Source organism: Bradyrhizobium sp. OK095 (assembly GCF_900109945.1).
Lineage (GTDB): Bacteria > Pseudomonadota > Alphaproteobacteria > Rhizobiales > Xanthobacteraceae > Bradyrhizobium.
Genome location: NZ_FOBX01000003.1, coordinates 147030 through 167399, shown reverse-complemented (window position 1 = coordinate 167399; position 20370 = coordinate 147030). Strand labels below are relative to the sequence as shown.

At 63.2% G+C, this 20370-nt stretch carries 20 protein-coding genes; 7 read left to right on the top strand and 13 right to left on the bottom strand.

Going from position 1 to position 20370, the window contains the following annotated elements:
* Window positions 1-14: 14 nt before the first annotated feature.
* The 7 genes from BMW89_RS09690 to BMW89_RS09660 all read right to left on the bottom strand — a co-directional run bounded on the left by BMW89_RS09690 (window position 15) and on the right by BMW89_RS09660 (window position 7749).
* Window positions 15-719, bottom strand: a complete 705-nt coding sequence (locus tag BMW89_RS09690) for an ABC transporter ATP-binding protein (RefSeq protein ID WP_092025080.1) — start codon at window positions 717-719, stop codon at window positions 15-17.
* A complete protein-coding gene (locus BMW89_RS09685; RefSeq protein ID WP_092025078.1) occupies window positions 716-1507 on the bottom strand; it encodes an ABC transporter ATP-binding protein in 792 nt (263 codons plus the stop codon). Before BMW89_RS09685 ends, BMW89_RS09690 begins: the two co-directional genes overlap by 4 nt.
* A complete protein-coding gene (locus tag BMW89_RS09680) occupies window positions 1504-3393 on the bottom strand; it encodes an ABC transporter permease (RefSeq protein WP_092025076.1) in 1890 nt (629 codons plus the stop codon). The genes BMW89_RS09685 and BMW89_RS09680 overlap by 4 nt, the downstream gene beginning before the upstream one ends.
* 169 nt (window positions 3394-3562) lie before the next feature.
* Window positions 3563-4765, bottom strand: coding sequence for an ABC transporter substrate-binding protein (locus tag BMW89_RS09675; protein WP_092025074.1), 1203 nt, complete (start codon window positions 4763-4765; stop codon window positions 3563-3565).
* A 33-nt stretch (window positions 4766-4798) separates the two neighbouring features.
* Entirely contained in the window at window positions 4799-5383 is a 585-nt protein-coding gene (locus BMW89_RS09670; protein ID WP_092025072.1) for an amino acid synthesis family protein, read from the bottom strand.
* A gap of 15 nt (window positions 5384-5398) precedes the next feature.
* A complete protein-coding gene (locus BMW89_RS09665; protein WP_092025070.1) occupies window positions 5399-6295 on the bottom strand; it encodes a UPF0280 family protein in 897 nt (298 codons plus the stop codon).
* Window positions 6292-7749, bottom strand: a complete 1458-nt coding sequence (locus BMW89_RS09660; RefSeq protein ID WP_177195989.1) for a 6-hydroxynicotinate reductase — start codon at window positions 7747-7749, stop codon at window positions 6292-6294. Before BMW89_RS09660 ends, BMW89_RS09665 begins: the two co-directional genes overlap by 4 nt.
* 250 nt (window positions 7750-7999) lie before the next feature.
* On the opposite strand from BMW89_RS09660, the gene BMW89_RS09655 reads away from it, so the two are divergent.
* From BMW89_RS09655 to BMW89_RS09640, 4 genes are all read left to right on the top strand, one after another.
* A complete protein-coding gene (locus BMW89_RS09655) occupies window positions 8000-8482 on the top strand; it encodes a (2Fe-2S)-binding protein (protein WP_092025066.1) in 483 nt (160 codons plus the stop codon).
* Entirely contained in the window at window positions 8482-11994 is a 3513-nt protein-coding gene (locus BMW89_RS09650; protein WP_092025063.1) for a molybdopterin cofactor-binding domain-containing protein, read from the top strand. The genes BMW89_RS09655 and BMW89_RS09650 overlap by 1 nt, the downstream gene beginning before the upstream one ends.
* Window positions 11995-12184: 190 nt before the next feature.
* Window positions 12185-12649: a hypothetical protein gene (locus tag BMW89_RS09645; RefSeq protein WP_092025062.1), complete on the top strand. Its 465-nt coding sequence runs from the start codon at window positions 12185-12187 to the stop codon at window positions 12647-12649.
* A 142-nt stretch (window positions 12650-12791) separates the two neighbouring features.
* Entirely contained in the window at window positions 12792-13316 is a 525-nt protein-coding gene (locus BMW89_RS09640) for a hypothetical protein (protein ID WP_092025060.1), read from the top strand.
* A gap of 112 nt (window positions 13317-13428) precedes the next feature.
* Here BMW89_RS09640 and BMW89_RS09635 read toward each other — a convergent pair whose 3' ends face one another.
* Entirely contained in the window at window positions 13429-14397 is a 969-nt protein-coding gene (locus tag BMW89_RS09635) for a catechol 2,3-dioxygenase (RefSeq protein WP_092025058.1), read from the bottom strand.
* Window positions 14398-14741: 344 nt separating this feature from the next.
* On the opposite strand from BMW89_RS09635, the gene BMW89_RS09630 reads away from it, so the two are divergent.
* Window positions 14742-16499 (top strand): ATP-binding protein, encoded by a 1758-nt coding sequence (locus BMW89_RS09630; RefSeq protein WP_092025056.1) that lies wholly within the window; start codon window positions 14742-14744, stop codon window positions 16497-16499.
* Window positions 16500-16573: 74 nt separating this feature from the next.
* Here the strand turns inward: BMW89_RS09630 and BMW89_RS09625 are convergent, their stop codons facing one another.
* Both BMW89_RS09625 and BMW89_RS09620 read right to left on the bottom strand, forming a co-directional pair.
* Window positions 16574-16846, bottom strand: coding sequence for a hypothetical protein (locus BMW89_RS09625; RefSeq protein ID WP_092025054.1), 273 nt, complete (start codon window positions 16844-16846; stop codon window positions 16574-16576).
* 55 nt (window positions 16847-16901) lie between these two features.
* Entirely contained in the window at window positions 16902-17885 is a 984-nt protein-coding gene (locus tag BMW89_RS09620; protein WP_143062733.1) for a Y4kA family protein, read from the bottom strand.
* Between the two features lie 242 nt (window positions 17886-18127).
* Here BMW89_RS09620 and BMW89_RS09615 point away from each other — a divergent pair, with 242 nt between their 5' ends.
* Window positions 18128-18709: a peroxidase-related enzyme gene (locus BMW89_RS09615; protein ID WP_092025050.1), complete on the top strand. Its 582-nt coding sequence runs from the start codon at window positions 18128-18130 to the stop codon at window positions 18707-18709.
* A gap of 32 nt (window positions 18710-18741) precedes the next feature.
* Here BMW89_RS09615 and BMW89_RS37805 read toward each other — a convergent pair whose 3' ends face one another.
* The 3 genes from BMW89_RS37805 to BMW89_RS09600 all read right to left on the bottom strand — a co-directional run bounded on the left by BMW89_RS37805 (window position 18742) and on the right by BMW89_RS09600 (window position 19998).
* Window positions 18742-18909, bottom strand: coding sequence for a hypothetical protein (locus tag BMW89_RS37805; protein ID WP_177195944.1), 168 nt, complete (start codon window positions 18907-18909; stop codon window positions 18742-18744).
* Between the two features lie 117 nt (window positions 18910-19026).
* Window positions 19027-19257 (bottom strand): DUF6894 family protein, encoded by a 231-nt coding sequence (locus tag BMW89_RS09605; RefSeq protein WP_092025045.1) that lies wholly within the window; start codon window positions 19255-19257, stop codon window positions 19027-19029.
* A gap of 9 nt (window positions 19258-19266) precedes the next feature.
* Complete coding sequence (locus BMW89_RS09600; protein WP_244547561.1) at window positions 19267-19998, bottom strand: Crp/Fnr family transcriptional regulator; 732 nt, start codon at window positions 19996-19998, stop codon at window positions 19267-19269.
* Window positions 19999-20160: 162 nt separating this feature from the next.
* On the opposite strand from BMW89_RS09600, the gene BMW89_RS09595 reads away from it, so the two are divergent.
* Window positions 20161-20364, top strand: a complete 204-nt coding sequence (locus BMW89_RS09595; protein WP_092025040.1) for a hypothetical protein — start codon at window positions 20161-20163, stop codon at window positions 20362-20364.
* The last annotated feature ends 6 nt before the right edge of the window (window positions 20365-20370 follow it).

The window sequence follows — 20370 nt, the reverse complement described above, 5'->3', positions numbered from 1 at the left end:
CCGCTCCCCACCCCTCACAACGACAGATGCGCGTCGCGGATATCCGGACGCGAATCGAGCTCGGCCATGGTGCCGCCGAAGCAGATGCGGCCGCGCTCGATGATATAGGCGCGATCGGAGATCAATCGCGCAAAGTGCAGATTCTGTTCGGAGACGACGATGCTGACGCCCTCCTTCTTCATGGTCAGGATGGCGTCGACCATCTGCTCCACAATTTTTGGCGACAGGCCCTCCGAGGGCTCGTCGAGCAGCACCAGCGACGGATTGCCCATCAGCGTGCGCGCGATGGTGAGCATCTGCTGCTCGCCGCCGCTCATGCGGCCGCCCGGTCGGTTCTTCATCTCGCCGAGATTTGGAAACAGCGCGAACAGTTTTTCGCGCGTCCAGTGCGGGGCATTCGGACGCTTCGGCTGGCGGCCGACTTCGAGATTCTCTTCCACCGTCAGATCGGTGAAGATGCGCCGCTCCTCGGGCACGTAGCCGAGCCCATCGCGCACGATCTCGTGGGTCGGACGTGCCGAGACATCCTTACCCTCGAACATGATGCGGCCGGAGCGCTGAGCAACGAGACCGACGACCGAGCGGAACGTCGTCGATTTGCCGGCGCCGTTACGCCCAAGCAGCGCCACCACTTCGCCCTCGCCCACTTCGAAGCCGATGTCGAACAGGATATGGGCCGGGCCGTAATGACTGTTGAGGTCCTGCACCGTGAGCTTCATGCTGATGCTCCCTCGCGATGCCCGGCCTCGTAAAGCAGGCCCTCGCCGAGATAGACCGCCTGTACCTGCGGATTGCTGCGCACCTCGGCCGGCGAGCCCTCGGCGATCAGCGTCCCCCGATTCAGCACGATGATGCGGTCGGCATGCTCGAACACCACGTCCATGTCGTGCTCGGTGAAGAGCACGCCGATCGACTTTTCCCGCGCGATGCTCGCAGTCAGCCGCATCAGGTCGACGCGCTCGCGCGGCGCCATGCCGGCGGTAGGCTCGTCCATCAGCAGCAATTTCGGCTGGTTGGCGAGCGCCACCGCAAGCTCAAGCCGCTTGAGATCGCCATAGGCGAGCTCGCCGCACGGACGATCTGCATAGCCGCCCATGCCGACGAGCTCGAGCAACCGGCCGGCCTCGCCGCGGTCAAAATTCGGCGCCGAGCCCCAGAGATTGAAGAGCTGCTTCCCGTGCGAGATCAGCGCGACCTGCACATTCTCGCGCACGGTCATGGTCGCGAACGTCGCGGTGATCTGGAAGGTCCGGCCCACGCCCATGCGCCAGATCTCACGCGGCTTCTTGCCCGTGGTTTCTTCGCCGAGCAGACGGACATGGCCGGTATCAGGCTTATTCTGGCCGTTGAGCATGTCGAAGCAGGTGCTCTTGCCCGCGCCGTTCGGGCCGATCAGCGCCAGAATCTCGCCTGATCGCAGCGAGAACGAGACGCCGCGCACGGCGTGGATGCCGCCATAGGACTTGGTCAGGCCTTCAACCGCGAGAAGTGGGGGTGCGACGCTCATTCGGCGGACTCGATCGGCTTGGCAATAAGAGGCGATCCCGGCGGCGATGCCTTCCTGCGCCGCTGCGACAGCATCTCCAGCATGCCGACGATGCCCTTGGGGAAGACGACGACGATCAGCACGATGAAGCCGCCGAGCACCAGCTTCGACAAATCGGTCTGGCTGACCAGCCAGATGTTGAGCGCCTTGTAGACGATCGCACCAATCACCCCGCCCGACACCGTCTCGACGCCGCCGAGCAGCACCATGACCAGCGCATCGACCGACAGCGAGATGCCGAGATTATCCGGGAAGACGCTGCCCTTGAGATAGGCGAACAGCGCGCCCCCGATGCCGGCGGTGGTGCCTGCGATCACGAAGGCGGTCCACTGGATGCGCTTGGCATTGATGCCGACCGCTTCCGTGCGCAGGAGCGAGTCGCGCGTCGCCCGAAGTGCGTAGCCGAACGGCGAGAACACCATGACCCGCAGCGCGATGGTGACCAGCGCTGCGACGCCGAGCGCCAGCCAGTAGAAATGCGACGGGCTCGCTGCCCATTTTTCCGGCCAGACGCCGAGGATGCCGTTGTCGCCGCCTGTCACACTCACCCACTGGAACGCGATCGACCACACGATCTGCGCGAAAGCGAGCGTCAACATCGCAAAGTAGACGCCGGAGAGCTGCACGGCAAAGAAGCCGAACACCGCGGCGCCCATGCAGCCGAGCAGCGGCCCGAGCAACAGGCACACGATCATCGGCAGCCCCGCCATCTTGGCGAGGAAGGCGACGCCATAGGCGCCGAGGCCGAAATAGGCGGCGTGGCCGAACGACGCGAGACCGCCGACCGACATCAGGAAGTGCAGGCTGACGGCGAAGATCACGAAGATCGCGATCTCCGAGCCGACGGTCAGCGCGTAATTGCCGGCGAACAGCGGCAAGGTCGCGGTAATGACGAGCGCGGCGAGCGAGGCGAGCCGCTCATTCGACGTCAGCGGGCGCCATGGATTGACGGTGAGACCCGGCGTCTTGCGCGCGGCCGCCTCCGGCTTGCCGAACAAGCCCCAGGGTCGAACGATCAGCACCACCGCCATCACCAGGAACACCAGAATGATGGAGATCTTCGGAAAGATCAGGATGCCGAAGGCGTTCAGCTCGGAGACCAGCACCGCCGCAACGAAGGCACCGACGATGCTGCCGAGGCCGCCGATCACCACGACGACAAAGACATCGACGATGATGCGCAGATCCATGGCGTGATGCACGGCATCGCGCGGGATCTGGAGCGCGCCGCCGAGGGCCGCGAGGAAGACGCCGACCGCGAACACGGATGTGAACAGCCATTTCTGGTTGACGCCGAGCGCCGCGACCATGTCGCGGTCCTGCGTTGCCGCACGCACCAGCACGCCCCAGCGCGTCCGCTGGAACAAGAGCCAGAGAATGCCGAGCACGACGGGGCTCAGCACGATCAGGAACAGATCGTAGCTCGGGATGTTCTGGCCGAAGAAATCGACCGCGCCCCGAAAGCCCGGCGCACGGCGGCCGACGAGATCGTCAGGCCCCCAGACCAGCACGACCAGGTCCTCGACCATCAGGGTCAGGCCGAAAGTCGCCAGCAGCTGGAACAGTTCGGGGGCGTGATAGATGCGCCGGAGCAGCACCATCTCGACGAGCACGCCGATCAACGCTACCGCGAGCGCTGCGACAACGACGCCGCCCCAGAAGCCGAACGCGCCGGAGAAACGCTCGGTCAGCGTGAAGGCGATGTAGGCACCGATCATGTAGAAGGCGCCATGCGCGAAATTCACGATCCGCGTCACGCCGAAGATGATCGACAGGCCCGAGGCCACCAGAAACAGCGACGCTGCGCTGGCAAGACCGGTCAGAAACTGTACGACATAGAAGGCCATCGGCGGTCCGGGTTAGGCATAAGTCTCAATATGGGGCTTCATCCTTCGAGACGGCGCTGCGCGCCTCCTCAGGATGAGGTCCGGGAACCTCGTGGTTCCGGGAACCTCATGGTGAGGAGCGCGGCAACGCCGCGCGTCTCGAACCACGAGGCCCCGGTCTCTCTTCGCATCAATCCTTCGGACGCAGCTTCTCGACTTCGGCGTCGCTGGGCAGATAGTCCGAGCCCTTCTTGTAAACTGCATCCACCATCACGCCCTTGCCGTCCTTCTGCGCAGTCTTGCCGACGAAGGCGCCAAGGGTCGACTGGTGGTCGATCTTGCGGAAGGTGATCTCGCCGAGCGGCGACGGCATCGAGAGGCCTTCGGCCGCCGCGATCAACTTGTCGGTATCGGTCGAGCCCGCCTTGGCGATGATCGCCGCGGCCGCCTTGATGGTCTGATAGCCGACGATCGAGCCGAGGCGCGGATAGTCGTTGTACTTGCCCTGATAGGCCTTGAGGAACGCATCATGCTCGGGCGTCTTGATCGAGTACCAGGGATAGCCGGTGACGATCCAGCCCTCGGGCGTCTCGTCCTTGAGCGGGTCGAGATATTCGGGCTCGCCGGTCAGGAAGGACACAACTTCGCGACCCTTGAACACGCCGCGGGTGTTGCCTTCACGCACGAGCTTGACGAGATCAGGACCGAAGGTGACGTTGAGGATCGCTTCGGGATTGGCAGCGGCAATCGCCTGCAGCACCGGACCCGCATCGATCTTGCCCTGCGGCGGCCATTGCTCGTCGACCCACTGGATGTCCGGGCGCTTCTCCGACATCAGCTTCTTGAACACCGCAACCGCCGACTGGCCGTATTCATAATTCGGCGCGATCGTCGCCCAGCGCTTGGCCGGCAGCTTGCTGGCGGCTTCCACCAGCATCGCGGCCTGCATGTAGTTGGAAGGACGCAGGCGGAAGGTGTACTTGTTGCCCTTCGACCAGGTCACGGCGTCCGTCAGCGGCTCGGCCGCGAGAAAAAACACCTTCTTCTGGTTGGCGAAGTCGCTGACCGCAAGGCCGATGTTCGACAGGAACGTGCCCGTCAGCATCGCAACGCCTTCGCTGGAGACGAGCTCGTTGGCCGCGGTCTGTGCGTCCGCCGGCTTGCCGCCGTCGTCCTTGGAGACGACGACGAGCTTCTTGCCGTTGATGCCGCCAGCCGCGTTGATCTCCTCGACCGCGAGCTGCCAGCCCTTGCGATAGGGCTCCGTGAACGCCGGCAGCAGCGAATAGCTGTTGATCTCGCCGATCTTGATCTCCTGCGCCATGGCCGAATGAGCCATGCCGCCCGCCAGAAGCGCAAAGGCCGCGCCGACGAAATAATTTCTTGCTCGCATCCCAACCTCCAGTTTTGAACTCTCTTGCGTCGTCTATTTCAAACCGTCTTCGCCCTTGATCTCGGCAACCGTGAGCCCGCCGACGCGCGGCAGCGGACGGCCGCTGTCGGTGACGGCGACCGCGACCATGATCTCGTTGGCGCGCGGCGCATCGTTGATCTGCACTTCCATGCCGTCGAAATGGCTGCGCACGAAGGCAGCATCCTTGTGGCCGAGCGGAATGTCGAGAGTCGTGCCGGGGCCGCTGCGCTTCTTCGACGACGGGATCAGCGCCGCGCCCTTGCCCAGAACCTTGCGCACCGGCGCGCCCATCTTGGGATGAAGGATTGCGGCCGCGTGCTCCAACTCGCCGTTCTCGCCGACGGCCGCCGCCTTGCCATAGCTCTGCGCCTTCGCGCCATCGATGCCGAGCGCCGCCACCGCGCGCTTCGACAGCAGCTCGCCAAGCTCCTCGCCGATCGCGATCAGCGGCGAGAGATCCTCGACATATTTTCCGGCAAAGGGATTTTCGATGACGGCGATCGCAGCCGCGCGCCGGGTCGGCGGCGAAACCTGGCGCCCCATCTCCATCTGCGTCTCTTCGACGACGGTGACGATCTTGCGGATGATCGCGCTCATATTTTGCTTCCCTGCTCAGACATGAACCGCATTCTCCAACATAGCGGGGCGCGGTCGTTGCCGTTCAGTATCTTTCGGTCCGACGACAAGCATATCACCACAAAGCTGCAACACGGCACCCTCGATCAATCCACGATCGAACAATTGCCGTGCACATTCCGCGCCAGATTCCAGCGCTGCGGCGATCTCGTTCTGCGACAATTCACCGACATCACGCGTAACAAGGCGCACGCCGAGATCGCTGTCGGGTTGAAGCTCGTTTGCGGGTTGGCGGATGATGGCGGGATGCCCGGGCAGATCGACGACATTGGCGATAACGGTCGCCGCCGCATCGGCTTGCGATGCGCTCGCCGCGAGCACCGTCACCGCATCGGCAATCCCGAGCGAAAAGCTGCGGCCGTGACGTCCGCTGGTCGCGATCCCGCGCACTGCGTCATCCGAACCGACCCGCATCGTCCGCATCACGCCGTCACGATCGGGCCGGTCCATCACACCGACCGAAAAATGCTCGCCTTCACGGAGATGCAGCGCGATATCGCCGCCATTGTTGACGTAGGCCAGATCAAGCGACGCCGTGCCCAGCATCGCGCCTAGAATCTCCTCCGCCACGCTGCCGGCAACAGCGGCCATCGGCGTGATGAAGCAATCGGAAACATAGGGCGCGACGGCCGCGTGCATCCGCCGCGCCACGGCGCCCTTCAGCGCAGTACGCTTCTCCGCGACCGCCCGCAGTTCCGGCAGTTCCACGCAGAGCTCGTCGAGCAGTCCGGTGAACCGCCGCGCCGCAGCCTCATAGGCCGCGCGCACTTCGTCCGCGCGCCCCCTCGCCTCGACGATCAGATCAATCGGTCCATCCTGCAAATGCAGCCGCCGGCCATCAGACAGCAATGCGATTCGCGGGGGCCGCGTCATGCCCGAGGTCCCGGGATCGGGTTCTGCCAGGGCAGCTGGCGGACATCATCGCCCCTCTGCACTTCGGAGAGCGGTTTGACGTAATCCATATGCCCGCCGAGCGCGGCATAATCGGACATCTTCATCGTGAATTCGATCGGCGCGACCAGCGCCGGCGTCGGCACGTAGCCGAACGCGCCTGAAGGCATCTGCGTCACATCGACCATGTAGGTGATGCCGCCGCCCGGCCAGACATAGACCGGCGCGCCGCCGCTGGTGACACGCGTCAGCGCGTCCTTCACCGAACGCGTCAGCCGCACCGGATTGTCGGTGACGCCCGCGCGCAGCGAGCCGCCGGCACCGGCCATGAACAGCACCGTGCACAGCGCCGGCTCGCAATTCTCCTGGATGCGCTCGACCGAAAACTTCAGGTCCGCGGGCATCTCGGTCTCAACCGGCTTCAAGGCCTCGTCGAGCACGTAATAGGACGAATGCTCGCCGGTCGTGGAGACCATCAGCATCGAGAGGCCAGCCTTGGCCTCCTTGGCGTCGAACGGCCCGAGGATTGCCAGCGGATCGGAAATGTTGGTCCCGCCCCACCCCGTGCCGGGATCGGCGACCTGGAAATAGCGGCCGGGCGTCGAGCGGCGCCCCTTCATCTTGATGCCGGTGTCGGCGATGTCGAGCAGTTTTCCGGCCTGGTGCTCGCTGAGCACGCCGGTGATGTGGTCGTCGACGACGACGACCTCGTCAACCTTGCCGTGCCACTGTTTTGCGAACATGCCGATCGTCGCCGAGCCGCAGCCGACGCGCATGCGTTCTTCTTTCACGCCGTTGACGATCGGCGGCCGGCCGGCCTGCACCATCACGCTCGCGCCGCCATCGATGGTGAGCTCGACTGCCTTGCAATTGGCGAGGTCCATCAGCGTGTCGCAGGTGACGCGGCCCTCCTTCTTGGAGCCGCCGGTGAGATGATGCACGCCGCCGAGCGACAGCATCTGCGAACCATATTCGCTGGTGGTGACGTGGCCGACCGCCTCGCCCTGCGCGCGGACGGTCGCGGTCTCAGGGCCGAGATAGCGGTCGGTGTCGATCTTCACCTTGATTCCGCAATAGGAGAAGATGCCCTCGGTGACCACGGTCACCATGTCGACGCCGTCAATCTCGGACGACACGATGAAGGGTGCCGGCTTGTAGTCGGGATAGGTCGTACCCGCACCGATGGCGGTGACGAAAGTCGAGGGTTCGTGGACGATCTTGCCGTCCCAGTCTTCGGTGCGGCTGAACGGAACGAGCTTGCCGCCGTGCGACACGGTGCGTTCGAGGATGATGTGCGGATCGACGCGGACGAGCTTGCCATCGTCATTGGCATAACGATCGCAGGCGCCCGCCGCACCCGGCTTGATGTAGCACATCACCGGACAGGCATCGCAGCGGATCTTGTCGATGGCAGCGCTCGTTGTTTCCATCACCATGCCAGAGCCAGCGGACACCGCAGTTATCATTCGTATACGAACAATGTTGCGCGCGGTCCCGGAGACTGTCAAGCGGCGGTGCGGCGCAAAAGATGTGGCTGCCGCATAAAGCCTCATTTGCCTAACCGCTTTGTCCACAAAGCGGGCAGTCGCGCTGCAGTGCGGCATGCACGGCTTGCACGTTTGTGTACAAACGGTATCGTCACGACGTAGATTTTGAGATGACTTGATCGAGCGCTTGGGACAGAGGATGACGCAGACACCGATCCGCCTCACCGTGAACGGAGGGATCCACGAGGTCAACGCGGCGCGCGGGACGCCGCTGCTCTACGTGCTGCGCAACGACCTCGCGCTGAACGGACCGAAATATGGATGCGGCTTGGGTGAATGCGGCACCTGCACTGTCCTGATTGACGGAGCCGCCGCGCGCGCCTGCGTGATTCCGATCAGCGGCTGCGCCGGGCGCGACGTCGTGACACTCGAAGGCCTCGGCACGCGCGACAAGCCAGACGTGGTGCAGCAGGCCTTCATCGACGAGCAGGCCGCGCAATGCGGCTACTGTCTCAACGGCATGATCATGACAACCAAGGCGCTGCTCGCGATCAACCCGCAGCCTTCAGAGCAGGAGGCGCTGGCCGCGCTGCGCTACAATCTCTGCCGCTGCGGCACGCATGTCGAAATTTTGCGCGCGGTCATGCGCGCCTCGGGCCAGCTCGCCGGGGCCGGTGATTGATGGCCTCTCCGCATCCGAACGGAGCTGAGCGGGGCTCGCTCGTTGTCGTCCGCACCGTGGACGAGCTCACATCCGAGACCTTCGTCCGCATCACCGCGGACGGCTCGGTGAGCGCCTATAACGGCCATGTCGATCTCGGCACCGGCATCCGCACCGCGCTCGGCCAGATCGTCGCCGAAGAGCTCGACGTCTCCTTTGCCCGCGTCGTCGTTGTGCTCGGCGATACCGCCATTGTGCCGAACCAGGGCGCGACGATCGCCAGCGAAACGATCCAGATCACCGCCGTGCCCCTGCGCAAGGCGGCAGCCCAGGCGCGCCACTTCCTGATCGCACGCGCGGCCGAGCGGCTGGAGTTGCCGGCGGATGATCTCAAAGTCGAAGACGGCCTCGTGCGCGGGCACAATCGCAGTGTCAGCTATGGCGAATTGATCGGCGGCGAGACGATTCGCCTCGAGCTTGCCGACGACGTCGCCGTGAAGGCCGTTGGTGATTACGCCATCGTCGGCCAGTCGATGCCGCGCGTCGACCTGCCCGCCAAAGCCACGGGCGAGCTGACCTTCGTCCACGATATCCGCTTGCCCGGCATGCTCCACGGCCGTGTGGTGCGGCCGCCCTATGCCGGCATCGATGCCGGGCCGTTCGTCGGCACCAGCCTGATTGCGGTCGACGAATCCTCGGTGTGCAACATTCCCGGCATCATCGCCGTCGTGCGGATCGGTGATTTCGTCGGCGTCGTCGCCGAGCGCGAGGAGAATGCGATCCGCGCGGCCGAGCAGCTCAAGGTAAGCTGGAAGCCGACGCCTACACTCGCCGATCTCGCCGATCTCGAAAAAGCACTGCGCGCCAATCCCTCGACGCCGCGCACGCTGATCGACAAGGGCGACGTCGATACCGCGATTTCAGGCGCAGCCAAGCCGATGCAGCGCACTTACGTCTGGCCGTATCAGATGCACGCCTCGATCGGCCCGTCCTGCGCCGTTGCCGATGTCCAGGACGGAAATATCCGCATCTGGTCGGGCACGCAAAACCCGCACGTGCTGCGCGCCGATCTCGCGCTGCTGATCGAGCGCCCCGAAAGCGAGGTCGAGGTCATCCGCCTCGAGGCCGCCGGCTGCTACGGCCGCAACTGCGCCGACGACGTCAGCGCGGATGCGCTGCTGCTGTCCCGCGCGGTCGGCCGTCCCGTGCGCGTGCAGTTGACGCGGGAGCAGGAGCACGCCTGGGAGCCGAAGGGCGCGGCGCAGCTCATCGACGTCAATGGTGGGCTGAACGCCGACGGCGGCATCGCCGGTTACGATCTCGCCACGCGCTATCCGTCGAACGCGGCACCGACGCTCGCACTGCTGCTCACCGGGCGCGTCTCATCCGAGCCCGACGTGCTCCAGATGGGCGACCGCACCGCGATCCCGCCCTACGATTATGACCACATGCGCGTCGTCGCCCATGACATGGCACCGATCGTGCGCGCCTCCTGGTTCCGCGGCGTCTCGGCACTGCCGAACACGTTTGCGCATGAATCCTATATCGACGAGGCCGCGACCGAGGCCGGCGTCGATCCCATCGAATACCGCCTGCGCTACCTGAAAGACCAGCGCGCGGTCGATCTCGTCCATGCGGTCGCCGAGCGCGCGGGCTGGACGCCCCGGCCGGTTCGCGAGGAGAAGGACGACGAAATCGTGCACGGGCGCGGCTTTGCCTATGCGCTCTACGTCCACAGCAAATTTCCCGGCTATGGCGCGGCATGGTCGGCCTGGGTCGCCGACGTCGCGGTGAACAAGACCACCGGCGACGTCAGCGTGACGCGCGTCGTCGCAGGACAGGACTCCGGGTTGATGATCAACCCGGACGGCGTGCGCCACCAGATCCACGGCAACGTTATCCAGTCCACCAGCCGCACGCTGATGGAGGAGGTCTCGTTCGAACGCGGCGCGGTCGCCGCGCGCGAATGGGGCGCCTATCCCATCATCCCCTTCCCCGACGTTCCCAAGATCGACGTCTTGCTGCTGCCGCGGCCAGACCAGCCGCCGCTCGGCGTCGGCGAGTCCGCATCAGTGCCAAGTGCTGCGGCGATTGCGAACGCCATCTTCGATGCCACCGGCGTGCGCTTTCGCGAGCCGCCGTTCACGCCGGAGCGTATCCTGAAGGGGTTGCACGGCGACACGACGGCCGCACCGCAGGCTCTACCTGCTCCCGCAACATCGCAACCGTCCCGCATCTGGGAAAATCCCTTCGCCAAACGCGCCGGCGTCTTCGCGACGATTGCCGCCGTCTGCACCGCCGCGATCGGGATCGGCGCCGCGCTCCTGCCTGGCCGCGCCATCGCGCCGATCGCCCGCCCCGATGCGTCTGCCTATTCCGCGGCGACGATCGCGCGCGGAGAGCTGCTCGCAGCTCTCGGCAATTGCGCGGAGTGTCACACCACGATCAATGGCGTGCTCAATGCCGGCGGACGGGCATTGGAGACGCCGTTCGGGACGATCTATTCGACCAACATCACGCCAGACGCCGAGACCGGCATCGGCGCCTGGTCCTATCCCGCCTTCGAGCGCGCGATGCGCGACGGGCTGCATCGCGACGGACGGCAGCTCTATCCCGCCTTCCCCTACACGCATTTTTCAAAGACAAGCGAAGCGGACCTGCAGGCGCTGTACGCCTACCTGATGGCACAGCCCGCGGTGCGCGCGACGGCTCCTGCAAATGCGCTCGCCTTCCCGTTCAACCTTCGTCCGCTGCTGGCGGGCTGGAATGCGCTGTTCCACCAGACGCAGGAGTTCAAGCCCGATCCCGCGAAGTCGGAAGCCTGGAATCGTGGCGCCTATCTGGTCGAGAGCCTCGGCCATTGCAGCGGCTGCCATTCGCCGCGCAATGCGCTCGGCGCCGAGCAGCGCCAGGCCTATCTCGCCGGCGGCTTTGCCGAGGGCTGGGAGGCGCCGCCGCTGACCTCGCTGTCGCAGGCGCCGATCCCATGGAACGAGGACGAGCTTTTCGCTTATTTGCGCACCGGCCATTCCCGCTATCACGGCGTCGCCGCCGGCCCGATGGCGCCTGTTGTCAGGGACCTCAAAGCCCTGCCCGACCCCGACATCCGCGCGATGGCGGTCTATCTCAATTCGTTCAACGACGCCGCGGCCGATGCGACAACACTGGCAGCGAGGCTGGAGAGCGCAACGCAAGTCACCGTCGCCTCTTCCACTGGCGCGCGGCTCTATCAGGGCGCCTGCGCCGTCTGCCACGAGGTCGGCGGCCTGCCGCTGTTCGGCAGCCGGCCTTCGCTCGCGCTCAACAGCAATCTGCACAGCGCGACATCGGATAATCTCGTGCAGGTGATCCTGCACGGCATCGCCGAGCCCGTGTCGAGCGATCTCGGCTACATGCCCGCCTTCAGGAGCAGCATGAGTGACGCGCAAGTCGAGGAGCTCGTCAGCTTCCTGCGCAAGCAGTTCGCGCCCGACAAGCCGGCGTGGAGCGGCGTGCGCGAGACGATCGCCCGCGTGCGATCGTCCGCGCATTAGGGCGTGTACTCATGTGTGTGTCAGGTCCGCTTTAGTGTCGACCGGCGACGTTCAAGCCAACACTATGCATGGCGCCCTTCGGCCAGAAGCGGAAGCATGTGAACAGCTTGGCAAATGCTATGCGCCGTGTAGTCTGCCGCGCACTGCGCGCGACCCGTTGACAAACAGCGTTTGAGACAAACCTACCACCATGCCAAATTCGATTGCGATACCTCGCCGCTTGATCTTGGCTTTTTCGTTTGTCGCGATAGCGCTCGGGCAAATTTCACTCGGATATGCCTGTTCCTTCAAGCCCGCGACGGAGCAAGAGTTATTTTCGCAGGCATCGTCGGTCTTCGTGGCTCACCTCACGTCTGTGTCGGAGATTCCCGCGCCAGATGACATGAAGGGAGTTTATGGGAAGATCATCGAAGGCTCCTTTCAGACGATAGAGCAGATCAAAGGAGCGCCACCTGCCAGCGGCAAGGTGCGGAGCGCTCCATACGGATTCGGAAATTGCACAATACCTTTTATGGCTGGCGCTGATTACATATTCTTTTTGCGGGCAGAAGATGACTACATCATGTTTGTGAATGGATCTGCCGGGCCAGTCATGAACCTTAATGGGACAAAAGTGCGAGAAAGATTGGAAAGCCTGAGAGCGATGGCAAAATAGGACTTATCCGCCGACGGCACCCCTCTGAGGCGCGAATGATCTGCAATGGGTCAAAGTGCGAAGAACTCAGGTTGAGCAAATCTGGCCCGTAGCGACTTTGGCTGCTACAACTGTATCATTGACTCAAAGCCCGGCTTTTTGCATGGACAGAAAATCAGCACTGCGCGAGCTGCTTGAGCTTAAAAAGCCACTGGACGAGATCCTGCCCACCCTGGACCGCTTTGAGCGGGATAGCGTCCCTTTGGTTATCTTTGAGCGAAGGCATGTGGTGTCGATCCTTCGTCGTTATTGCGACGGCGATTTGAACCGCCATGACGTCGAACGCTGGGCCAGTTTGATCGTGTCTCGTAGCGACATCGACTACAATTCGGACGCCGTTCTAAGAGAGCATCTGTTAGAACTCGCGCTACCTGCAAACAGTCAGCTCACTAGAGAGCGCGCCGGTAAATCCGCGGTTGCGTTGATTGAAGGGCCGACGGCAAAAGCGGTCGAGGCTGCTGCACGTGTCCTTCACTATGAAGGATTACGTCATGGTTGGTGGGACACATACACGAAGTCTTACGATGAGCTGGCTGCGACCGATCCAATCGGGAAATTTGAATTCGACGGCCTGGTGGAGCGCATGTTGATGGCGGCCATCCGGGCTGAAACTGACGACAATCAATGACCGACCGGCCGCCCGACATGTCCGCTTCGGGTCACAAGCGGCCGATCCCAGCCCAGCCGGCAGGCTTCCGCTTTGCTGTCGTAAGCCGACTTTTATGGGTACACGCCCGAGATCAGGCGTGCTTCTTCCCTTCCACCGGCGGCGTGCCGTGGGTGTGGAAGGACTCGATCGTCTTCAGACCCCAGGCCTGGCCCTTCTTGCGCTCTTCTTCGGTCCACACGATCGGCTTCCAGTCCGGCGCGAGGATGAGGCGTGCGCCGGCATTGGCGACTTCGACGCGGTTGCCGCCGGGCTCGTAGACATAGAGGAAGAAAGTCTGCTGGATCGCGTGCTTGTGCGGGCCGGTCTCGATGTGGATCCCGTTCTCCAGGAAGATATCCGCCGCGCGCAAGATTTCCTCGCGGCTGTCGAGCGCGTAGGTGACGTGGTGGAAGCGGCCGGGCGTGCCCGAGTGGTCGAGCGAATAAGCAAAATCATAGCTCTTGTTCGACATCGTCAGCCACATCGCAGCTTCGCGGCCGTCGTTGAGCACGATCTGTTCGGTGAGGCGGCAGCCAAGATAATTCTCGAAGAACTCGCGGTTGGCCTTGATGTCGACGGCGAGGCAGTTGAGGTGATCGAGCCGGCGGACATTGACGCCGCGTGCGGGAAAACGCTGCGCCTGGTTCTTCAACGCCGGCTTCAGCTCCGGCGGGGCCTGGTACCATTCGGTCTCGTAATAGAGCTCGACGATGTGGCCGTCGGGATCCCTGCAACGGAACGTCGGCCCCTGCCCCATGTCGCCGTCGATCCAGCCGATGTCGAAGCCCGAGCCCTTGAGCGCGGCGACGCGGCGCTCCAGCGCCTGCTGGCTGCGCGCGCGCAGCGCCATGTGCTCCATGCCTGAGGTCTTCGACGCCGTGAGCTTGAGCGAATAGCGCTCGTAATCGTCCCAGCCGCGCAGATAAACCGACTCGCCCTTCTGCCCGCTGACGGTCATGCCCATGACGTCGACGAAGAATTTCAGGCTCTCGTCGGGCTTCGGCGTCAGCAGCTCCATGTGGCCGAGATGGGCGAGATCGAGGATCGGTTCGGGCTGCATGGGTTCCTCCTGGGCATGGCGGACGCATGGTCCGCCGAGTCATTTGTACCAATGTACAAATGATTAGGTCCAGTCAACAAACCGGCCGCTCCGTCAGGAGAAGCATGCCGGCGACAATCCTCCGAACGGACGGGACCGGATGTTCGAATGGTAAAATCTTCCTTAAGCGCTTTCGCGCCCGAAGGCCTAGAAAAGCAGCATTTCTCGGCCAAATCTGCCGACAAGTATGCATTGGGAACAACCCTATTAGCCGAATTGTCACGGATTTAACAAAGCTCCCGCCCCTGCCGCTTAACCGTTTGTGCAGCCCCCGGCTCGCATAGTCAGGATTAAACTCCTCGCTCATGCCAGGTTCATTCATCGTGACATCCTTTGGACGCGTGATTTCGGTTCGCGGATCGCTCGCCCGGGTCGGGCTTCTGGCGGAAAGCCAGATGCCGGTCTCGGAAGTTCGGGCCACCGTCGGCCGGTTCGTCAGCATCCGCTGCGCCAGCTCGATTATCGTCGCCATGATCACCGAGGTGTCCTGCGAGAACCTCTCGAGCAGCGACAATTTGATCGCGATCGCCTCGGTCGACCTGCTCGGCGAAATCCTCAACGCCGCCGGCAAGGCGAAATTCCAGCGCGGCGTTACCAACTATCCGACCATCGGCGATTCCGTCGACCTGATCACGAGCCAGGAGCTGCGCACGATCTACGCGCCGACGGGCTCCGACCAGATCAATGTCGGCTTCCTTCAGCAGGATAGCTCGGTCGTCGCCTATGTCGATATCGAGGAAATGCTGTCCAAGCATTTTGCAGTGCTCGGATCGACCGGCGTCGGCAAATCCACCGGCGTGTCGCTGCTGCTCAACGAGATCCTGAAAGCGCGGCCCAACCTGCGCATCTTCCTGCTCGACGTCCACAACGAATATGGCCGCTGCTTCGGCGACCGCGCGCTGGTGCTTAACCCGCGAAACCTGAAGCTGCCGTTCTGGCTGTTCAATTTCGAGGAAATCGTCGACGTGCTGTTCGCTGGCCGCGCCGGCGTCCCCGAAGAGCTCGACGTCCTCGCCGAGGTCATCCCGATCGCCAAGGGAATCTACACGCAGTATCAGAACGCCGATCGCCTCGGCCTCAAGCGCATCGATCCCAAACAGATCGGCTACACCGTCGACACGCCGGTACCGTACCGCCTGGTCGATCTGATGTCGCTGATCGACGAGCGCATGGGCAAGCTGGAAAACCGCTCCTCGCGCATCATCTATCACAAGCTGATCTCGCGCATCGAAGCGGTCCGCAACGACCCACGCTACGCCTTCATGTTCGACAACGCCAATGTCGGCGGCGACACCATGGCCGAAGTCATCAGCCATTTGTTCCGCCTGCCCGCCAACGGCAAGCCGATGACGGTGATGCAGCTCGCCGGCTTCCCGGCCGAGGTCATCGACTCCGTCGTCTCCGTGCTCTGCCGCATGGCCTTCGACTTCGGCCTGTGGAGCGACGGCGTGTCGCCGATGCTGTTCGTCTGCGAAGAGGCCCACCGTTACGCCTCCGCCGACCGCAATGTCGGCTTCGGGCCGACCCGCAAGGCGGTGTCGCGCATCGCCAAGGAAGGCCGCAAATACGGCGTCTATCTCGGCCTCATTACCCAGCGTCCGGCCGAGCTCGACCCCACCATCATCTCCCAGTGCAACACGCTGTTCACGATGCGTCTTGCCAACGAGCGCGACCAGGCGCTGCTGCGCGCCGCGGTATCGGATGCGGCCGCGAATTTGCTGTCCTTCGTTCCGTCGCTCGGCACCCGCGAAGTGCTGGCCTTCGGCGAAGGCGTCGCGCTGCCGACCCGTCTGCGCTTCAAGGAGGTGCCGCCGCACCAATTGCCGCGCGGCGAGGCCACCATCTCGAGCGTGCCGTCGGTCACATCAGGTCACGACATGCATTTCGTCGGCGCGGTGCTCGAACGCTGGCGCGGCGCCACCTCGCAGCGCGACACGCCGAACGACCCGGTGTTCTCGGCCCCGCCGGCCAAGACGCTCGCCCCGGCCGAGACGCCGATGCTGCAACCGTCGATGGGGCTCGATCCCGATCGCTTCTCGCTGCTGAAGAAGCCGCTGCGGTAAGGCACGTCAGCATCCGCGACAGGTCAAGCACGCCGTCGCGGTCGTCCAACCTGCAGCCTCGGTGAGGCCATTGATCAGAGCTTCGGCGGCTTCGGGCAGGCCGGGCACTCGCCGCCCCCGCCGGGTACGGCCCGCGCAACAGCCCTGGTGGTGCGTGCAGACTGCGTCGCCTTTGATGTCTTGAAGTGCTTGTGCCCGAGGTTGAACAGCGCCTTGCTGACCCCCACCGTGTGCTCCTTCTTGTCGCAGTCTTCCAGAAACGCCTTCAAGGTTTTGGCCTTCTCGAGTGCCTTGAAGTAGCGATAGACGCCGCTGACCGGCAAGTCCTTGTGATTTGAGGCCGCCATTTTCGATATCTCCCCAGCCTGTCCAACTCCGGTTGCACGAAATCGCCCAGCATGATCAAGGAACTATTCTTCCGACGCCTGTTCCAAAGCGCGTCAACGCGTTTTGGGTATTGAACTCTCTCTGTCGATCGAGAGCGGCCGAAGCAGCCGCCTTCGCGGCTTTGCCAGGCGCGAGGATGCGCCCGAACTCGTCGAATTGTGGCAAGCCCTTCTTGTCAGGCGGCAGACTGATCAGGATGATGATCGTATGGAGGTCCTGCCTGAGATTGTCGAGATTCAGGCTTGCACTTGTTGGCACCCATTTTCCGATCGTCGGATCCGCCGTCGTCGATGGATCGAAATTGCCCGTGTTCTTGGTGGTGAACGTCAGAGTGTCGCTCATCGACGCCGTCGTATAGTCTTGGTCTTTGCCAGCAAGATTCTCCCACTGGTTTGCCAGCAGGAACGAATCGACGAGGGAATTGATCCTGAGCAATCCGGCCGCCGGAAATAGATAGTTGGGCGCCCGCGGAGCGTTCTCGCACGCATCCGTGCGCATTAGACGAGCCAGACTGTCGAAGGTGTCAAAAGTCCTGAAGTGCCGCGATACCTCCCGGGTACGGTCGTTCTTGGCACCAAGTCCGATCGCGTTGGTGCTGCCCGTAAACTGCCTCAACAGAGTGACATTCAACCCCGTCGTGTTCTGCTCAGTCGTGTCGATCGTAAAGTCGTAGCTGATCGAGGTGTCCTTGTAGAACACAAAGGGGTTTCTCAGTTCGAGGGCGAAGCGCTCCCATTTGAGCCGACGCCAGCTCTCTGGATTGCTGCGCAGCCAATCCAGCAACTGCTCTTTGTTCATCTGCTCATAAAGGATCGGGCTGCCAGCAGCCTCGATGTTTCGAATAACGACTTGCCGGATCGCGTCCCGGGTCTGACACCGGATGATCGCGGCGATCTTATCGCTGTTGAAGGACATCACGTCATCAGGCAGCGGATAGATCGAGCATCCACTCGAAAGAGCAGCAAAGGCCGATGCCGCAATCCAGGTCAATCGCCGCATGGCGTCGCCCCCAAAACACGGAATGACTTATCGCAATAACTTCAACCTTAGGACGTTTTGAAATGACAATCAACCACAGCGATGACGGGGCGAGACGACGTGAGCGAACCGGGCGCTACGCCGCGGCAGAGCCGCTTTCCTAAACCTCGTGTCGGCTCGCGGACATGGCCACATGTCGGGGCACGTTGAGGCGGCCGCCCGCATCGACTATGGTTGCCGGCCCCAAGCCGGAATCCATATCCATGACAAAAACCGCCACGCAACGCTTCCCCGCTCCCGCCCTCGACTCGCTGCCCGAAGACATCCGCACGCGCCTGCTGGGCGTGCAGGAGAAAAGCGGCTTCGTACCGAACGTGTTCCTGACGCTCGCCTATCGGCCCGACGAGTTCCGCGCCTTCTTCGCCTATCACGACGCGCTGATGGAGAAGGACTCCGGCCTCACCAAGGCCGACCGCGAGATGATCGTGGTGGTGACCTCGGCAGCCAACCAGTGCCAGTATTGCGTGATCGCGCATGGCGCGATCCTGCGCATCCGCGCCAAGAACCCGCTGATTGCCGACCAGGTCGCAGTGAACTATCGCAAAGCCGACATCACGCCGCGGCAAAAGGCGATGCTCGACTTCGCGATGAAGGTCTCGGCCGATGCGCAGCGCGTCTCGGAGGAAGATTTCGCAGCGCTCGCGCCCCACGGCTTCAGCGACGACGACATCTGGGACATCGCCGCGATCTCAGCCTTCTTCGCCCTGTCGAATCGGCTGGCGAATTTCACAGGCATGCGGCCGAACGAGGAGTTTTATCTGATGGGGCGCCTGCCGAAGAAATGACGGTGAACGCTGCCGGGCCCGTGACGTGCTGCTTACGTCTTCCGCCGCTGGCTCCAGAAACTCCCCAGACCGACAATCGCCGTGACGAGCAGAACGGCGACGAAGGTCTGGATGATGGTGAAGTTCAGGGCATCGCGCGCAACGAACAGCGCGGTGATGGCGCCCGCAGCGATAAAGAGAATACGAAAGATCGCGCCCACTATTAGGTCTCCGGGTGAGCATGACCCGAAGAGCCCGGAGACCGGCGCCAGCTCGGCTATCATGCCGGTCAACTTTAACAGTCGGCATCCGGGTGCGCTTGCGGCAGATCAAAAGCCCTAGGCCTCCTCGACCTCGAGCGTGATCGACACTTTCAAGAACGGCACGCCCTCTTCGCGCACGTCGACGACGATGCGATGCGCGCTGCCGGTGGTGAAGGCATCGCGGGCGATGGAGGCGCCGGTCAGCACCGCCTCCTTGCGCGCGTCGTCACCGTCGACAAATTCGCGCCCGTCCTCGTCCGGAGTGAAACAGCCATTCTCGTGAATGTCGAAATGGAATCGCGGCATCGGGCGCCCTCAAAGCGTTGGCGACTGGTGCAGATAACGGCCGTCGAAATCCGCAAGTTCCAAAAATTTGCGCTCGTCCAGCACAGTGACCCGGCCGCGGTGCAGCTCGACGATGCCCTCCTGGCGCAATTGCTTGATGATGCGGTTAGCGTGCACCGCGGTGATCCCGAGGGCTTCGCCGATCTGCTCCTGCGTCAGCGGCATCTCGAAATTGTTGCCGTCCTGGCGGCCGATGATTCTCAGGCGTTCGCGCAATTCGAGCATGACATGAGCGAGACGCGCAGGCGCCGGTCGCTGACCGACATTGACGAGCCATTCGCGAAACATGGCGGCGTCGATCAGCGTGTCCCGCCAGAACATCTCGGCGACAACAGGTCTGCGGCGATGCAGCCTTTGCAGCGTTTCATGGCTGATGAAACCGAGCGTCGCAGGCGTCAGCGTCGCCAGATCATGATCCATTACGTGCAGGAACAGGCTCATCAGGTCCGGGATCTCGCCGGGGATATGGATCGAGAGGATCTGCCGCTTGCCGCTCGCAATCGTCTTGGAGCGCGCGCAAAAGCCATCGGCGATCAGGCAGCAGTTAGTCGCCCGCTCGCCGTCGCGCACCACCGGCGTTTCCGCAGGGAATTGCCGAACGACGATCGGAAGCTCTTCGATCTCCTTGACGTCCTCGTCCGCAATTGCGGAGGAGATGCGCAGACGCCTGATGAGCGCCGCGCGAATCATATCGCCTGCCACTGCACACTCCCGGTCCGGGGATTGGAACTCGTGGCATCTTGCGGGTCCTGGAACGCGCGTCGCCACAGGATGAAAATCCGGCGATCGGGTCGCAGTTCCAACAAAAGTTAAGGACGGTGCTCGCCGGTGCATGGTTGTGTTTGCAACCGGAAAGGCAAAGCCATGACCAAGAAACGCAACCGCACGCGACCGGCGCTCTCACTCCAGGAGCGCCTGAACAAGTTCACCCAGAACGCGCGCGCCGCGGCCAAAAACCTCCCGGCCGGCGCCGAGCGTCACGCCCTGTTGCAGAAGATCCGCGACGGCGAGGCCGCCGCGGAAATGGAACGTCTGCTGGCGTCACCCGGCGCGCAAAATCCCAAGTGAACTTGA

Excerpts from the sequence above, each read along its gene's own strand:
- BMW89_RS09690 (WP_092025080.1), bottom strand. The coding sequence starts at position 719 with ATGAAGCTCACGGTGCAGGACCTCAACAGTCATTACGGCCCGGCCCAT.
- BMW89_RS09685 (WP_092025078.1), bottom strand. The coding sequence starts at position 1,507 with ATGAGCGTCGCACCCCCACTTCTCGCGGTTGAAGGCCTGACCAAGTCC.
- BMW89_RS09680 (WP_092025076.1), bottom strand. The coding sequence starts at position 3,393 with ATGGCCTTCTATGTCGTACAGTTTCTGACCGGTCTTGCCAGCGCAGCG.
- BMW89_RS09675 (WP_092025074.1), bottom strand. The coding sequence starts at position 4,765 with ATGCGAGCAAGAAATTATTTCGTCGGCGCGGCCTTTGCGCTTCTGGCG.
- BMW89_RS09670 (WP_092025072.1), bottom strand. The coding sequence starts at position 5,383 with ATGAGCGCGATCATCCGCAAGATCGTCACCGTCGTCGAAGAGACGCAG.
- BMW89_RS09665 (WP_092025070.1), bottom strand. The coding sequence starts at position 6,295 with ATGACGCGGCCCCCGCGAATCGCATTGCTGTCTGATGGCCGGCGGCTG.
- BMW89_RS09660 (WP_177195989.1), bottom strand. The coding sequence starts at position 7,749 with ATGGTGATGGAAACAACGAGCGCTGCCATCGACAAGATCCGCTGCGAT.
- BMW89_RS09655 (WP_092025066.1), top strand. The coding sequence starts at position 8,000 with ATGACGCAGACACCGATCCGCCTCACCGTGAACGGAGGGATCCACGAG.
- BMW89_RS09650 (WP_092025063.1), top strand. The coding sequence starts at position 8,482 with ATGGCCTCTCCGCATCCGAACGGAGCTGAGCGGGGCTCGCTCGTTGTC.
- BMW89_RS09645 (WP_092025062.1), top strand. The coding sequence starts at position 12,185 with ATGCCAAATTCGATTGCGATACCTCGCCGCTTGATCTTGGCTTTTTCG.
- BMW89_RS09640 (WP_092025060.1), top strand. The coding sequence starts at position 12,792 with ATGGACAGAAAATCAGCACTGCGCGAGCTGCTTGAGCTTAAAAAGCCA.
- BMW89_RS09635 (WP_092025058.1), bottom strand. The coding sequence starts at position 14,397 with ATGCAGCCCGAACCGATCCTCGATCTCGCCCATCTCGGCCACATGGAG.
- BMW89_RS09630 (WP_092025056.1), top strand. The coding sequence starts at position 14,742 with ATGCCAGGTTCATTCATCGTGACATCCTTTGGACGCGTGATTTCGGTT.
- BMW89_RS09625 (WP_092025054.1), bottom strand. The coding sequence starts at position 16,846 with ATGGCGGCCTCAAATCACAAGGACTTGCCGGTCAGCGGCGTCTATCGC.
- BMW89_RS09620 (WP_143062733.1), bottom strand. The coding sequence starts at position 17,885 with ATGCGGCGATTGACCTGGATTGCGGCATCGGCCTTTGCTGCTCTTTCG.
- BMW89_RS09615 (WP_092025050.1), top strand. The coding sequence starts at position 18,128 with ATGACAAAAACCGCCACGCAACGCTTCCCCGCTCCCGCCCTCGACTCG.
- BMW89_RS09605 (WP_092025045.1), bottom strand. The coding sequence starts at position 19,257 with ATGCCGCGATTCCATTTCGACATTCACGAGAATGGCTGTTTCACTCCG.
- BMW89_RS09595 (WP_092025040.1), top strand. The coding sequence starts at position 20,161 with ATGACCAAGAAACGCAACCGCACGCGACCGGCGCTCTCACTCCAGGAG.